11 protein-coding genes are annotated in these 15,223 nt (G+C 47.8%); 3 read left to right on the plus strand and 8 right to left on the minus strand.

The window, feature by feature from the left end:
- Nucleotides 1-35: 35 nt before the first annotated feature.
- The 3 genes from umuC to L5M29_RS08410 all read right to left on the minus strand — a co-directional run bounded on the left by umuC (nt 36) and on the right by L5M29_RS08410 (nt 3,348).
- Entirely contained in the window at nt 36-1,310 is a 1,275-nt protein-coding gene (umuC, locus tag L5M29_RS08400) for a translesion error-prone DNA polymerase V subunit UmuC (protein WP_263167288.1), read from the minus strand.
- The gene (gene umuD / locus L5M29_RS08405) at nt 1,307-1,726 is read right to left on the minus strand and encodes a translesion error-prone DNA polymerase V autoproteolytic subunit (RefSeq protein ID WP_212601839.1); all 420 of its coding nucleotides are present in this window, start codon (nt 1,724-1,726) and stop codon (nt 1,307-1,309) included. Before umuD ends, umuC begins: the two co-directional genes overlap by 4 nt.
- Before the next feature lie 230 nt (nt 1,727-1,956).
- On the minus strand, nt 1,957-3,348 hold the full coding sequence (locus L5M29_RS08410) for an SLC13 family permease (RefSeq protein ID WP_263167291.1): 1,392 nt from the start codon (nt 3,346-3,348) through the stop codon (nt 1,957-1,959).
- 80 nt (nt 3,349-3,428) lie between these two features.
- Between L5M29_RS08410 and L5M29_RS08415 the strand changes: the two genes are divergently transcribed.
- Nucleotides 3,429-4,247, plus strand: coding sequence for an AraC family transcriptional regulator (locus L5M29_RS08415; protein WP_263167292.1), 819 nt, complete (start codon nt 3,429-3,431; stop codon nt 4,245-4,247).
- A 134-nt stretch (nt 4,248-4,381) separates the two neighbouring features.
- Here L5M29_RS08415 and L5M29_RS08420 read toward each other — a convergent pair whose 3' ends face one another.
- Complete coding sequence (locus L5M29_RS08420) at nt 4,382-6,934, minus strand: glycoside hydrolase family 15 protein (protein ID WP_263167293.1); 2,553 nt, start codon at nt 6,932-6,934, stop codon at nt 4,382-4,384.
- Nucleotides 6,935-7,082: 148 nt separating this feature from the next.
- The gene (locus tag L5M29_RS08425) at nt 7,083-8,744 is read right to left on the minus strand and encodes an MFS transporter (RefSeq protein ID WP_263167295.1); all 1,662 of its coding nucleotides are present in this window, start codon (nt 8,742-8,744) and stop codon (nt 7,083-7,085) included.
- 887 nt (nt 8,745-9,631) lie between these two features.
- Between L5M29_RS08425 and L5M29_RS08430 the strand changes: the two genes are divergently transcribed.
- Nucleotides 9,632-9,925 (plus strand): YciI family protein, encoded by a 294-nt coding sequence (locus L5M29_RS08430; protein ID WP_198572268.1) that lies wholly within the window; start codon nt 9,632-9,634, stop codon nt 9,923-9,925.
- Nucleotides 9,926-10,136: 211 nt separating this feature from the next.
- Nucleotides 10,137-11,144 carry a class I SAM-dependent rRNA methyltransferase gene (locus L5M29_RS08435; protein WP_263167296.1) on the plus strand — a complete coding sequence of 336 codons (1,008 nt, stop codon included), beginning with the start codon at nt 10,137-10,139 and terminating at the stop codon, nt 11,142-11,144.
- Between the two features lie 84 nt (nt 11,145-11,228).
- Here the strand turns inward: L5M29_RS08435 and L5M29_RS08440 are convergent, their stop codons facing one another.
- From L5M29_RS08440 to L5M29_RS08450, 3 genes are all read right to left on the minus strand, one after another.
- Nucleotides 11,229-11,678, minus strand: a complete 450-nt coding sequence (locus L5M29_RS08440; RefSeq protein WP_263167297.1) for a carboxymuconolactone decarboxylase family protein — start codon at nt 11,676-11,678, stop codon at nt 11,229-11,231.
- Between the two features lie 43 nt (nt 11,679-11,721).
- Nucleotides 11,722-12,624 carry a helix-turn-helix domain-containing protein gene (locus L5M29_RS08445; RefSeq protein WP_263167299.1) on the minus strand — a complete coding sequence of 301 codons (903 nt, stop codon included), beginning with the start codon at nt 12,622-12,624 and terminating at the stop codon, nt 11,722-11,724.
- Between the two features lie 346 nt (nt 12,625-12,970).
- A complete protein-coding gene (locus tag L5M29_RS08450; protein ID WP_263167301.1) occupies nt 12,971-15,133 on the minus strand; it encodes a glycoside hydrolase family 97 protein in 2,163 nt (720 codons plus the stop codon).
- Nucleotides 15,134-15,223: the final 90 nt, after the last annotated feature.

Consider the following 15,223-nt stretch of genomic DNA (forward strand, 5'->3'; position numbering starts at 1 on the left):
TTCGCAGGCGGTCATTTAGCCACTGGATTTGCTGATTATTTCACTATGGGCAATTGTGCCCATTGGGTGGTGTAACGTGGGGAAAGCTGCTCACGCTTCATTCCCCAAGTCGGGTCAATACCTTGTCCTGCAAACCAAATTTTTCCATGACCGCTGTGGTTCACTTTATCGAGTAATTGCATCAACTCCTTGCTTTTAGGCCTAGGTGTGACGTCATCGAATAATCCGAGCTGAAACACGCCTGCACCAAAAAAATCCCCTAACATAACCCCTGCTTTTGCATAGGCATGACCTTCACGCCAAATGCGTTGCAGTAGGCTTTGGCCAAGGGTGACAAAATCCCGTGTATCATTGCTGGGGCGAACTAAACTGCCCGACAGCGATTTGCTGTACTGGGGAGTTGCATCGCTAAAAGGGCTAGTACGCACAAATACTGACATCGCTTTAGCGTATTGGCGCTCGGAACGTAGTTTTTCACAGGCCCTAAAAGTGTACTCATTGATCGCCTGTTGCATCGCTTCTAAATTATCAATACGACTGCCAAAGGATCGGGAGCTGATAATTTGTTGCTTAGTGGCGGCGACCTCTTGTATGTCATCACAGGCAATGCCGTTAAGTTCGCGTACCGTGCGCTCAACGGTGACCGAAAAGGTGTCGCGGATAAGCTTTGGATGCGCATCCGCCAATTGCAACGCGGTATTTATGCCCATGATGTTCAAGCGTTTTGTAAGCCTACGGCCTATTCCCCAGACTTCGTCGACAGGGATAAGCGCCATCAGTCGTCGTTGGCGTTCACGGTCGCGCAAGTCAACCACGCCCCGCGTCGCGGGATAGCGTTTCGCGGCATGGTTTGCCAGTTTAGCCAGGGTTTTTGTCGGTCCAATGCCGACGCAAACGCTGATCCCAATCCACTGCGGTATTCGGTGATAAATATCAAGTGCAAGCTGATGAATATCAGTGCATTTATCGAGACGAGAAAGGTCTAAAAACGCTTCATCAATACTATACACTTCTACTTTCGGTACCATTTGCTCTAAGGTGGTCATGACTCTATTTGATATGTCGGCGTAGAGGGCATAGTTAGAGGAGAATACCGCAACCTGATGCTGGCGGAGTTGGTTTGCGATTTGATACACAGGCACCGCCATCTTGATGCCAAGGTGTTTTGCCTCTGCCGAGCGGGCGACGACGCAGCCATCGTTGTTGGATAACACCACAATCGGCCTACCAATCAAATCTGGCCTAAACATCCGCTCACAGGAGGCATAAAAATTATTGCAATCGACGAGGGCAAATAATGAGGGCGTCATTTGAGCTTTTTTACCACGTTGGTCACCACCCCAAAGATGTTTAACTCAGACTCATCATTGATGGCAATCGGGGAGAATAAGGCATTACGTGGTAGCAATTGCACCACAGGGCGTAGCTGTAATTGCTTTACGGTAAACTCACCGTTCACCGCTGCGACAACGGTATCACCGTGGGCTGGCTGTAGTGAGCGATCTACCACCAAAATATCACCGGAGAAAATCCCCGCTTCGATCATCGAATCCCCTTGGACTTTGACAAAAAACGTGGCGGCAGGGTGTTTGATGCATAACTCATTGAGATCTAATGTTTGTTCTACATAGTCTTGGGCCGGTGACGGAAATCCTGCGGCAATCAAGGAGCTAAATAACGAGAGCTGATATTGGGTATGTTTGGCGAAGCGGCCTAGAAGCATCATAATAAATCACAATACACTGTACATATAAACAGTATAGTCTAACTACGAAGCTTATCGAAAGAATTTATGTGGGGAGAGTTATGTTATCGACCCAAGTGCTGTCGAGTGCTGAGCAATTGATGATGGCTGCTCTAAAGCACCCTTGACGGCTTGAATATCGCCAAGGGTGAGCGTTTCGTCCATTTAATTCAGTTAACGCACTTTAGTTAACCCGCTTTAGTTAACGCAATTTAGTTAATCCAACCGAGCCATAGCCACCATAAATAATCCAGTGGCATGAGTGCAACTAGAGTTATTGCCGCTAGAGGTAAGGTGATGCGAAGTAGTTTAGTTAATGGCTCTTGGGATAATTGCATCGCCAAAATCAAAGGAGCCACCTGATAAGGAAAAATCACGGTTGAAAACCCGATCACCTGCGTCATTAATACCGCAGGGGTGGAGAAGCCAGTTGCATTGGCAAAGTCTGCCGCCATGGGGGATAACACAGTCGGCACGCCTGGAACCGTTGCCACTAATCCTGTTAGCGTCGCGATTAACGATAACGACATAAAATTCAGGAACGATGCCCCTTGCTGCAAGGGTAACCATTCACTGAACAGTTGACCTAGCGCAGTGCCGAGCCCGGAATGATTGACCAATGCTCCCAGACCTAAGGCCGCCGCGACAAAAATGACGGTCGACAAATCCACTGAACTATTAAAACTCTTAGGCTCAAGCACTCCCCATTTTGGGAGCAATAACAAGATAGCCGTTGTTAATCCTACCCAAGCGGGGTTGATGCCGTGCAGCGAGTCAGTCACCCAAAAGAGCAAAGTAATCGCCAGTAACAGTGCAACTTTCTTTTGAATACCAAGGTTATAAGCTTCTTTTTCAATAACGCGTTCAGGCTGATTTTTATCAATTTTTGCAGGAAATAGGAAGATAACTAGCGCCACAATCAATATCGATTTGAGTAAACCAAGGATTGGAAAATGCAATAAGAGATACTCAGTATAACCAAAGTGGATATTGAATAGATTCTCACTGGAACCCGCTAATATCATGTTGGGAATATTCGCGGGCAACACGGCAAAACTGGGCATGTTACACGCCAGTGCCAAGGCGGTCGCAATGCCTATCCGCCCATGGCTACCACGAGCAAAACCGACTTGCTCAGCTAACGCCATACCAATTGGCACCATGACCACTGCACGGCCAACGGATGAGGGCATCACAAAGCCAAGCAGCACGGCACTAAAGACCAAACCCGCAATCAAGCGTGGATAACTTGAGGTCAGTATGGGGGCAATCAAACTGGCCATTCTGCGACTTAAGCCAGACTGAGTGATGGCACTGCCGATCACAAACCCCGAAATGATTAACCACACCGCAGTTGAGCCGAATCCGGAGAAAAGTATACTCGGCTCAATGAGTTTAAAAATGGTGGCAAGGGCAAAAAAGATTAACCCCGCCATAAAGGGCGGGAAGAAACCTGTGCTCCAAAACATCAAGGTCACTAACACTACGCCTGCGCTGTAGGAAAACATCGCGGGATGCTGACTTAGCGGAAAAAGCGCAAGTAAAGTAGCGATCAACAGTGCACTGAAACACACTAGCTGTTTAACGCCAATAAAACGTTTCATGTTTACTGACCTATTGGGTTGAATACGTAAAAGATGCCTACTAAGATAACTGACTTGGTTTGGCGTTTTAAGAAGGTAATATGTCAAAGTATGTTCCTAAAGCGACATTGTTAACACCCAGTGATGCGGCGTTTATCATAGATGCCAATCGGCCCGTGCTGACCCATACTCGCAATATGGCGGCGGAAGCGGGCATCGAGCCTCACTCGCACCCGCGGGGTCAGCTACTTTGGGCCGCCAAAGGTTTGTTACGTGTTCGCAGTGAAAATGCCGTTTGGGTGGTACCCTCAACCCATGCCGTTTGGATCCCTTACAATTTGCCCCATCAAGTGAACAGTGAAACCCACGCCCATACTCGCAATATTTATATTGACCCTAGTTATGGCGTTAGGCCACAGGATACACAAGTGGTGATGGTGACTATGACAGCGCTGATGCGCGAATTAGTGCTTAAACTTTGTGAAAGTTCACATCTTATGGACAGTGGACAACTGCATCGGCTGGGTTTGGTTGCCATCGATGAGCTCCAAACTCTGGACAGTCTGGATGCCCATTTACCCGCAGGCTCAGATCCAAGACTCAGCCGCTTGATCCAAACGCTGATCCGACGTCCAAAAGTGAGTTACTCACTGACTGAGTTAGCCGAAATGGGCGGCGCGAGTGTGAGAACGATTGAGCGACTATTCAAAGCTGAAACTGGGCTTACTTATCGACAATGGCGACAAAGATTTCGTTTGTTAAATTCGCTTGAGAGCTTAAGCCAAGGGGAGAGCACAACTATGGTGGCCCATAGTTTAGGTTATTTGAGTGTCAGCAGTTTCAGTGCCGCCTTTAAAATGCAATTTGGTTGCACGCCGCAAGATTACCCGCAGCATAAGCCGATGAAAAGCGGGCGCTAAATCAGGCATCATAAAACCGTCTATAAAAAAGCTAGAACAATATCTAGGATGCTGTTCTAGCCTGCAATTTATCAAAGTATCGTTAAGCTAATGCGCTATTTTAATTGGCTATTTTAATTGGCTATTTCAACTTGTCATTTCAATGCCGATGGGACGATAGGGTAATAATCCCAGACTTGGCCATCGGTCATTGAGCGCACCAGTTTGATGTATTCGGCATGGGTCCAGGCAAGCGGTGTGGCAGAGTTGGTGCCTTGTCCGAGTTGGTAATGATAACGGGTGGCGTCGCCGACACCGTCCCACGCTTGCTCGGGTAACATCATGCCAGCATTCGCAAACGTTTCCATGCCCTGCACATAGGTGTTGATCAACTGCAGCTTGGTTTGCTGGGCGTTATTGCCTGTTAGCTCGCCTTTCGCTTGGGCGAGTGCTAATTCAAAATGACCGCGCTCGCCGGTGAAGAAGGGCCAGACTCGGCCACGTTGATTGGCGCTGTTGCTGCCGGATTCTGCGTAGTTATTGCCAGAAACCGTATCCTCACCGTAGCCGTCGTTGCCATAACGTCTAAAGCCTGGGATAGTGCTGCCATCTTTGGCGGTAAACTCGTATTTTATGCGTAGGTTGTGCTCAAGCTCTGTATTATCAATCAGTTGAAGACTTTGATTGATGAGCTTGTCTGTTGCACCGCGCACGCCATAACGCACTAGTTCTAAAAATCCGCCATCGAGGATCTGACGCTGATCTAAACCTTGCTTACCGTTATTCGCCGCCAGTGTATCGCGAGTATTTGGTTCGCCATTCGGGCTTAAACGTAAATAGTAGGGCGCGCTGACGCCTGCGCTGTTCTTCAATAGTCCTTGGGTGGTGACTAAATGCTTTTCCAAGCTGTCACTTAAGCTTTTAGCGGCAGCAAGATAACGGCTGCTGGAGTCGATATCCTTGGCTTCTTTGGCGATGTCACTCGCGGCAACAAGACCGGCAATCACTGCGGCCGTTGTTGAGGGGGAGTAACCCGCTTGTTCTTCCCAACGCTCTTGCTGGGTTTTGGGCGGGGTGATTTGGGTGTGATTCCAATCCAGATTGATCTCACCGCCGCTGATCAAAAAGTCCGCAGCACCTTTGAGCATCTCTTGATACCAGTGACTGATCTCATCAGGGGTGAGTACGCCCGCTTGCCAGAGTTTCCAGCCGAGCATGATAGGCATGGCAGTTTGATCGAGTTGCACGCCGACCCATTCAATTTGGCCATCCACATGGGTCTTTTGCAGGAACCAACCGGGCGTACCCGTAAAGCCGGGCGTCTTTTCGGTCACTTGCACTTTTTTCAGGTATTCGAAGGCCACTTTGGGCGTTTGTGTGTCACCCATGGCGAGGAATGCCATGGCGCATTGGTAAAAGTCGCGCGGCCATACCGCTTTATAGCCAGTGCTCGGCACGGCTGCCGAAACCGTATCGCCCCAAGGATTAGATAACGAGGCGATAAGTGCGCCCGCATAGGTTTTATCTTCCTGAGCTTTCAAGACCATAGCACTGGTATACAGCAGCTTACCGTTATCGGTCGTGTTGTTGGCCATGTTAGCGATGGCGGGCAGCGAGCTTAAGTAATCGTGCCAGCCGACATGGGTGGCATCGCCTTTGTAGGCACTCAGCACAGAATCATAACCTGCGGCCAAGGTGGCATCGGCATTGGCTAAACTCTGTGCTTCATCTTTACCAAAACCGATGGCGAGATTAAAAGTGACGGGTTTGGCTTTGATGAGCGTAGGGTAACTCGCGGTAAAGGCGATATTGCCAACGGTCGATTTATCTTGCGCACTGGTTATTTGATAGGGCGTATCGAGTTTGCCGTTATCGGCCAAATCGGTTAGGCCATCGGAGACGCCGACAAACCCAGTGGTTGCCTGCACAAAATTCAGATCGGATTTTACCGTCATTACGCTACTGTCTTTGGCGGCGGTATAGGCCACCAGCGCCTGATTCTTTGTATGAGTGTCGATGCGGCCGATATCATTGGCGCCCGCATTGTCGATATGCGGGTTGACATACAAATGCGGTGTAATGCCGTCTTCAAAGGCGGTAAAGGTCACGCGCATCATCAAAGTGTCGCGGTCTGGATCGGTAAAGATATGCTTTTCAATCTGATACTTACCTTCAACATCTTTATTGATAATTTTATAGGCAAGGGATTGCGGGCGACCATTAGTATCTGTATCTAAATATTCTATGCTGCTGATGGTGTTCTCTTTTTCGGTATCAACAAAGCCATTTCCCGTGATCACAAATTGCAGTTCTTTGAGCTGCGCATTGTGAATAAGACCATACATGGTTTCGGTCAAAATACCTTGGGCGAGGGAGAACCAAACGCGGCTAATGGGATTTTGCTTAGCATCTTGGTATTGACCTTGGGTGTAAGGCTCGTAAGACGTCCCAATACCAGTTTTACCCGAAAATGCCCAAGTGGGCGCTTTACCCGGTGCGCCGGGCGCAACCCGCTGCACACTTGGCGCGGCATTCACACTTGTGGCAGTTGTTGCTGAATTCGATGTGGGTGAACAGGCCGCTAACCCTATTATCCCCAATAGGCTTGCGGCGACGGCAAGCGCTAGGCGGCTGTGCCTTGTTAACGCTTGTGTGTGACGGTTTTGGCTGGTGTGCAGATCCTGCTGCGGCGTAGGACTCGATTCCATCTCGTTCTCCCCAAATAATGGTTTTATTTTTATAGTGATTGAATTGATAAAGATATTTTATGCAGCTGTGATTAGCCAAATGACCGAATTCACCGCGCTTAACATGCATTGCTGCATGTCGCCTAATGTGTATCGCTGCTATAAAGAGCTAACTTTTATTTGTTAATTTGTCTGTGGCTTTCGTGATTAAGTGGGTCTTGTGGTTCATTGCTGTACTTTGATTATTTGGGTTATTTTGTTCGACAACGTCTTGGTCGACAAATAATACGGCAATGCCTGCACACATCATCAAGACGCCACCTGTGATCAGTGCATAAATAGGTTGACCATCGAACAGACCATTGAGCACTAAACCCAGCACACTGGCGGCAAGAAGCTGCGGGATGACGATGAAGAAGTTAAAAATCCCCATGTAAACGCCCATTTTTTGCGGGGGTAACATGCTCGACAACATGGCGTAGGGCACAGATAAAATTGACGCCCACGCGATACCGACACCTATCATAGGCAGCCATAACAGGCTTGGGTCTGTAATAAAAAAGAAACTAATCAAACCTATACCACCACAGAACATATTGACTGTGTGGGTCAGCTTGATGCCAATACGCTTAGCCAGCATAGGAATAAAAATCGCGGCAATGGCGGCAAAACCATTGTAGGAGGCGAACAGTACGCCGACCCAATCTGCGCCGTCGTTATAAGCTTGGGACAATACATCGCTGCTGCCAAAATGGTAAGACGTCACGGCGGCTGTGGTGTAAATCCACATGGCAAACAGTGCGAACCAAGAGAAAAACTGCACGATCGCCAGTTGATGCATGGCTTTGGGCATATGGAACAAGTCATCGACCACGCTAAATACCATGCCGAGCTTATTGCGTTCAGCGGGTTGTGAATTGCCCAAACGCAGCGCGCAATACAGTTGTAATGGGCCAAAGGCGAAAATCCCTAAGCTCAAAATATACAGCTGCTTGTCTAAATCCTGCGCCCAAATAGCGAAGGTTAGCAGGGCGCCGAGACCCATCCACACGAAGGAGGCAAATTGATAGTCCTTGCGGGTACGAGTGCGGGCTAAGGTTTCATCTTCAGCATCGACTTGTTTTGCGTTAAAGGCGGCTAATTCTTCAGGGGAATATTCTCTTGAGGATACGACAGTCCAAGTGACCGCGAGCAATAATACTGTGCCACCGAAATAGAAAGCATAACGCACTGAATCGGCAATTTCACCCGCTGGTGCAGTATTCGCAACATCAAAAAAGTGAGTCAAAATATAGGGTAAGGCCGAAGCGACCACAGCGCCAATGCCGATGAAAAAGCTTTGCATGGCATAGCCTTGGGTACGTTGGCTTTTCGGTAAATTGTCACCGACGAAGGCGCGAAACGGCTCCATGGCGATGTTGATCGAGGCATCCATGATCCATAACATGCCAGCGGCAATCCACAGGGTAGGCGAGTGCGGCATGATGAAAATGGCAAGGGTAGTAAAAATCGCGCCAATCAAAAAATAGGGGCGGCGACGGCCAAGGCGTCCCCAAGTGTTATCACTCAAATAACCAATAATAGGTTGAACCAATAAACCCGTCAGTGGTGCGGCAATCCACAGAATGGGAATTTCATCGATAGAAGCCCCTAAGGTTTGAAAAATGCGGCTGACGTTGGCATTTTGCAGGGCAAATCCAAATTGAATACCTAAAAAACCGAAACACATATTAAAAATTTGCCAGAAACTCAACTCAGGTTGTTGCTTGAATGCATGCGGCAACTGAGGTGCTGCGGCTTGATGGGGATCTTGCTGGTAATTCGAAGACATTGAACTTCCTTTCTGTTGCCGGCAGTCGTTCTGCCTTGAGTGCTTATTGTTTTAATTGTTTTGCCTAGCAATGGATTGGCACTGTACTTTGCTTTTATGTGGTGAGCTATTTCATCACAGCCAAGAGCATACAATAAAAGCTAAGAGTCAGATTTATGGCTTATTCATGGTGCTTTCGCGCATGCCATGAATGTACTCTGTGAAAAAATGGCGAATATACTCCTCCCTCAGAAGCATATTCGCCGATAAATTCATTTCAAATTTGGACCTAACACCTTAATTCAAAGGGATTAGCCCAAGTGAGTGGCCTAAAGCCAGTCAGCAGAAAGAACTTAAGCCTGATAGCAATCCTTGTATGTAACCCTATCAGAAACGACCTCACAGATTTCAAACCCCACAAGCAGAGGGTGAAACGAGCGGATTTATAGTAGCCTCGGCGTAGATTTTTGCACAACTGCTTACATACGTATTCATCATGGCTTAGTAACTGGATGGAAACATAGGTGTAACGCATCTAGACGGTTTATCAATAGTCATAGGCTTGCTGGAATGCTCAAATAACTCTCTAATCTTGTTGGAATACTTGATGATCAGTCATTGCATTATTTTTTAGAAAAAAGGGTATTGTTATTGCGGATGTTAACTGAGTGATAAAATCAACCGCAGCATAACTGACGGCGAGTTAAATGCACTTAATAAGAGTCAGCATGCAATAAATATCCAGTACAGATACCGATAGCTTGACTCGAAAGTCGCGCACTCTGCACTATGATAATAGCCAGCCTAGATATGGTGGGATCAGATAGGTACTTAGCTTATGATGATCGCCAGATTAAGTGTTTTTCGTTCGATTATTTTAAATTTTTTCAGTTGATTAAAGGATCCCTATGTTTGTTGTCTCGCTTACCTATAAAAAGCCAATTGCAGAAGTGGAGTTACATTTAGCCGCCCATATTGCTTATCTTGATGAGTATTATGCCGCAGGGACTTTTGTCGCCTCGGGTCGCAAAGTGCCACGTACCGGTGGCGTCATCCTCGCCAAGGCTGAAAGTCGCGCGGCGCTAGAGGCTATTTTGCAGCAAGATCCTTTCTGCATTGCCGATGTTGCTGAGTTTGAGGTGATAGAGTTTGTGCCGACTAAAACGGCGCCAGGGTTAGAGCCGTTGCTTGAAGTGATTTAACCTACATCTTTGTTTGAAAATTATTCCGTGTACTTGGTTATAACAGGCTTGGCGGGTTGGGGGACATAGAGTTCCGCCCATTTGGGTGTTAGTCGGTGTTTATGCTGTTTTCGGGGCGAACTTTTCCGATATTCTGCGACCTAGTTTGGTATTATGCCGTTTTCCCTCTTGAAACCTTACGCAGGTTTCCGCTGCGCGAGTCCCACTTTTTATGTCTATTCAAACGCTGTTATCGACGGCTCTGGCGAAACGCCATGATTTTTTACAACAAGCTGAACAGGATAAAACCGATTGTTTTCGGGTGTTCCATGGCACAGTTGAAGGCGTGAGTGGCTTGAATGTCGATCGCTACGGCGATACTTGGCTAGTGCAGAGTTTTCATCAAACCTTAACCGACGAAGAGTTGGTTGATGTCGGCACTGTTTTGTTGCAACAGGCCGATTTGCCGATTGTGTATAACGATCGTTCTTTAGGCCATTCCCGTGTATTGAATGCCTTATCACCCGCACTGACAGAGATTGCGAGTTCTGAGCGAGTAATGCAGGAAAATGGCATCAAGTTCAGCACTAAACTGCGCCACGAAGGACAAGATCCGCTGTTATTCCTCGATATGCGTATTGGCCGCGAATATGTGCGGGCACACAGCCAAGATAAAACTGTGCTGAATTTGTTTTCCTACACCTGCGGCATTGGTACTGCGGCAGCTATCGGCGGTGCGACTCAGGTGATGAATGTTGATTTTTCTTCCTTTGCTTTAGCGACGGGCAAAGCGAATGCGGCGTTAAATCAGGTGTCGAATGTATGTGAGTTTGTGCAGAGTGATGCGTTTCCGGCCCTGCGCCAATTGGCAGGCTTGAGTGTGGGAGGGCGCCGCAATCAAAAATTACCGAGTTATCCCAAATTGGCGCAAACCCAGTTTGATCTGGTGTTCCTCGATCCGCCGCGTTATGCCAAGAGTGCTTTTGGTATTGTCGATTTGGTCAATGATTATCAAGGTTTGTTTAAGCCCGCATTAATGGCGACCAAAGTCGGTGGCACTATCGTTTGCTGTAACAATGTGGCGAAAGTCGAGCGCCAAGCATGGTTTGACAGTTTAGTGCGCTGCGTTGAAAAACAAGGTCGTACAGTCACTACGCACACTTGGCTCGATCCCCATGAGGATTTCCCTTCGTTCGATGACAATCATCCACTTAAAATAGTGGCACTGACATTAAGTTAGTTATACAAATGGTATAGTGATAAGAACTACACATAGTGATATTAACAAGCAGGGCACCCGATTCGGTGCCCTGTTTATTTACCGCTAGATGGGTTGCAAGTGGAAGGCAATCGCGACGCGGTTCCAGCCATTAATGGCAATGATTAAGCTGGTGAGGTCGACAATTTCTTTCTCGGAATAATACTCTGCAAGCGCCGTATATTGACTGTCATGCACGGGGGCAGTAGCAACTTGGGTTAAGATTTCTGTCCAGAGCAGCGCTGCACGTTCCCGTTCATTAAAGATTCCATCGACCTCCTGCCAAGCGGCAAGTAAATCTAAACGCAGCTGTTCTTCACCGTCGCTTCTGGCTTCCTCGGCGTGCATTCGCTGACAAAACGCGCAGCCATTGAGTTGCGATGCTCTAAGCTTGACTAAATGCACCAGTAATGGCGAAAAGTGGGAGTCGCCGGCTGCTTTGTCTAAGCTGAGCAGTGCGTTAGCGAGTGTGGGTTGTAGCTGGTAAATTTGCTGGCGTGGTATACGTTCTGACATAAAAACCTCCTATAAGCTGAGGCTTCAATCTAAGCTGTTAGCGCTATGTAGGATTGGAGATTTGCGACATTTTACGCTTTTTGTATTGTCCTGGAGTTTGCTGTGTCACCCGTACAAAGTGTTGATGTAGATGGGCTTGATCGTAAAATCCGCAATCGAATGCGACCTGCACTAGGCTGAGGTTAGGTGATTGGCTGAGTAAGTTTCGGGCGATTTTGACTCTGTTTAATTGCAGTAACTGCGCGGGTGATAATCCGGTTTCTTGTTTAAATCTTCGTTCAAACTGGCGGCGACTTAGGGGCAGTTGTCTATAGAAATCCTCTAAACTGGCTTGGGTTTGAGTAAGCTTTGGTAAACTCGCCTGCACTAAGCTAATCATAGCGCTTTTATGTCGAGATAAGGCCACATCACATTGCCGCTGGTTGAGCTGCAATAACCAGTGCTCAAGTAGAGCGACGCGTTGGGCTGGCAGATTGGTTTGCGCCAGTTGTGATAGCAGTTGATCCAATCCTGTTAGCTGCAATTGCGTCGCATCAATAGTCGTCACTGATGAAGTAGACATAATATCTTGCAGTTCAATGCCGAGTAAATGAAACGCGCCGCCGGGGTGAAAACGAACTGTCATCAGCTCGATTCCTGGTAAAAAGGCGTGGGAATGTCGGCTCTGACCACAATGAAATAACACTTGAGGTTCATCGCCGCTGAGCGTTTGAGTTAGCGTTGGGAAATAGAAATGCAGGCTAGTGCCGCCGTCTGGGTAAAATGTCTGTTCAATGCTCTGCGGTAAATCAGTCGCAACGCGCAAATGAAAGTAGCGCTGCACCCAAGGGCGAAGTGGCGCTAAGGGTTGGAAATGGCTAAAGCCTAAGTGCGCGAGTTCAGTTTCGAAACGTTTAAAGCTGCGCATTTCTAATAAATTTGCCCGATATCGCAAGCTGAGCACCATAAGGAAGAAAGGAAGGTCAGATTAATCTAACTGAGGCATTTTTGCACCTGTGTTGGTTGTACGCATTTGCCTTGGACTGGCATGGTCTGTCTATGCTGTTGCTGGTTAGCCAGAAGCATTTACAACCTGTTTATTCGGTTTATACCGATTTGACAGCTAATTGGCACTAGCTGAATAGACGCCTCGACCATGATCAACTTTTACGTTTGTACTGGGATCAACTGGTGTTAGTTGGCGATAAAAAGTCACCAAAGACAAGGTATATCCTTGGTGACTTTCTGTTTTTTACTCTGTATTTTCACATTCGTTTAAACACGTTGTTAACGCACTGATTTTAAAGCCAAACCTAAAGCACTTTGAACCTTATTGCTGTACCGCCACTGCTGGCAAGTACGAGGTTGAGGCTATCTTTAGCGCTCACTTCTTTAGTCTCAATCACATAATCATAGGGGTTGGTTTTCCAATCGGCTTTTGCGCCATCGCGGTAAATTTGTGCTTGATAACGTTTATTCGGGGAGAGGAAATCCAGTTTGACCGTGACCGTGCGTGCGGTTTCATCCGTGAGTGCGCCTAAGTACCAATCACCTTGATCCTTCGCTTGGCGAGCAAAGACCACATAGTCACCGACTTCACCGGCCAGCGCGACACTTTGATACCAATCTGTGGGCACATCGCGGATAAATTGGAAGGCATCTAAGTGCTTTTCATAATTGCGCGGCAGATCCGCTGCCATTTGGATTGGGCTATAGAGCACAACGTACAAGGCGAGCTGTTTGGTCAATGTGGTTTGCACACGATTTTCAGCATCCAACCCCTTGGGCGCTAAGTCAAAAATTCCCGGGGTAAAGTCCATTGGACCCGCAAGCATGCGGGTAAAGGGTAACATGGCCGTGTGTTCAGGGCTGTTTGGTGGGCTACCCCAAGCATTATACTCTTGGCCGCGGGCACCTTCGCGGGAGATCCAGTTCGGATAGGTTCGGCGCAGGCCTGTGTCTTTAATCGGCTCGTGGGTATTGATACTGATATGGTGTTTCGCTGCTTCAGTGACATTGTGCAAATACTCACCGACCATAAACTGGCCGTCGTGCCACTCGTGACGGGTAATGCCTTTGTCATCTATGCGCTTGATCTGGCCAGCATCGGCGACATAGCCCGTTTTGACTTGAGTAACACCAAGCTGCTCATACAGGGCGAAGGCATCTGCCATTTGCTCGCGATAATGCGTGACTGAACCTGCGGTTTCATGGTGGCCGATTAAGCGTACATTTTGTTTTGCCCCGTAGGCTGCGATGGCGGGCAGATCGAAATCAGCATAGGCCTTGGTAAAGCTAAATTGATCGCCATTGTGGAACCAGTCGCCGTCCCAACCTTCATTCCAACCTTCTACCAATACACCATCAAACTGATATTGAGCGGCAAAATCCATATAACGCTTTGTTTCACTGGTGGTTGCTCCATGGGTTGGGCCCGAGCCCCAGGTATTTTCGTTTAAGTGCATTCCCCACCAAATACCGACGTATTTCCCTGGTTTTACCCAAGTAACATCGCCGAGTTTATTGGGTTCATTGAGGTTTAGGATGAGGTGCGAATTGAGTAGCCCAGTTGCTTTGTCGGCAATTTGAATGGTGCGCCATGGCGTATAAAAACCCACTTGGGTTTTGACGCGAATACCGTCGGACCAAGGCGTGAGATCCGCCTTAAGTTTGCCATCGCGCTGTTGATCTAAGGTCATGGCGGCAAAGTCCACCAAGGCGGCTTCGTGGATACTTAAGTGCGTACCGTCTGCGAGTTTAAAGGTGAAGGGGGTATGGGCTCTATCGACGTCTTTAAGCGCAGTGGTGCGATATAAATATTCGTAGCGATTCCAGCCGCGGGCAGGGATCCACCATGCTGTAGCTTTATCGCTTTTGTCGACATTGAACTCGGTTAACTCGTCAGTTATTAATAGCGGCGAATTGGCGGGCAGGGCAGCTTGTGGGGCTAAGTGATAGCGAAAGCCAATACCATAGTCAAAGGCTTTAAATTCGATTTCGAGTTGCACCTTGCCATTACTTAATACTGCAGTCAGTTGATTGTGCTGATCGCGGATCCATTCCTGTTCGCCCCAAGGTTGTTGCCACTTTTCATCGGCACTTTTTTTATCGCTGCTTTTTATCTGTAATCCTTGACCGAGTTCGCCAAGGGATTGAAAAACTAAGCCTAAGCGGCTCTGTTCTATGACTGTTTTGCCGTGAAACTCGATTTTATATTCGGGGCGGCCAGTATCATCACTCAAGCTGATTTGAATTTGTTGGTTGGGTGAGCTGACGGTAACGGTTTTAGCAAATACGTTGGCACTAAAAAGACTCGTGACTGCAAGGGCGATGGCTGTAGGGCTTAATCGCGCTTGCGATAGTTTTTGTCGCGATGAGCTCTGGCGAGCGTGGCTGTTTGTTAAGTGGCAGTCTGTTACGTGACAGGCAGTTAAGTCGCTGCGAGTGAACTGAATAGGGTTGGTCTTGATGAACATTCCTTGATCCTTGTTTTTATAATGAATGTGACTCACAGCATACTAGTGGCGATGGCTTTTTAACCGCAACGGCCTGCATACGTATTCACC

Source organism: Shewanella sp. SM95 (assembly GCF_025653595.1).
Classification (GTDB): domain Bacteria; phylum Pseudomonadota; class Gammaproteobacteria; order Enterobacterales; family Shewanellaceae; genus Shewanella; species Shewanella oncorhynchi.

Excerpts from the sequence above, each read along its gene's own strand:
- umuC (WP_263167288.1), bottom strand. The coding sequence starts at position 1,310 with ATGACGCCCTCATTATTTGCCCTCGTCGATTGCAATAATTTTTATGCC.
- umuD (WP_212601839.1), bottom strand. The coding sequence starts at position 1,726 with ATGATGCTTCTAGGCCGCTTCGCCAAACATACCCAATATCAGCTCTCG.
- L5M29_RS08410 (WP_263167291.1), bottom strand. The coding sequence starts at position 3,348 with ATGAAACGTTTTATTGGCGTTAAACAGCTAGTGTGTTTCAGTGCACTG.
- L5M29_RS08415 (WP_263167292.1), top strand. The coding sequence starts at position 3,429 with ATGTCAAAGTATGTTCCTAAAGCGACATTGTTAACACCCAGTGATGCG.
- L5M29_RS08420 (WP_263167293.1), bottom strand. The coding sequence starts at position 6,934 with ATGGAATCGAGTCCTACGCCGCAGCAGGATCTGCACACCAGCCAAAAC.
- L5M29_RS08425 (WP_263167295.1), bottom strand. The coding sequence starts at position 8,744 with ATGTCTTCGAATTACCAGCAAGATCCCCATCAAGCCGCAGCACCTCAG.
- L5M29_RS08430 (WP_198572268.1), top strand. The coding sequence starts at position 9,632 with ATGTTTGTTGTCTCGCTTACCTATAAAAAGCCAATTGCAGAAGTGGAG.
- L5M29_RS08435 (WP_263167296.1), top strand. The coding sequence starts at position 10,137 with ATGTCTATTCAAACGCTGTTATCGACGGCTCTGGCGAAACGCCATGAT.
- L5M29_RS08440 (WP_263167297.1), bottom strand. The coding sequence starts at position 11,678 with ATGTCAGAACGTATACCACGCCAGCAAATTTACCAGCTACAACCCACA.
- L5M29_RS08445 (WP_263167299.1), bottom strand. The coding sequence starts at position 12,624 with ATGGTGCTCAGCTTGCGATATCGGGCAAATTTATTAGAAATGCGCAGC.
- L5M29_RS08450 (WP_263167301.1), bottom strand. The coding sequence starts at position 15,133 with ATGTTCATCAAGACCAACCCTATTCAGTTCACTCGCAGCGACTTAACT.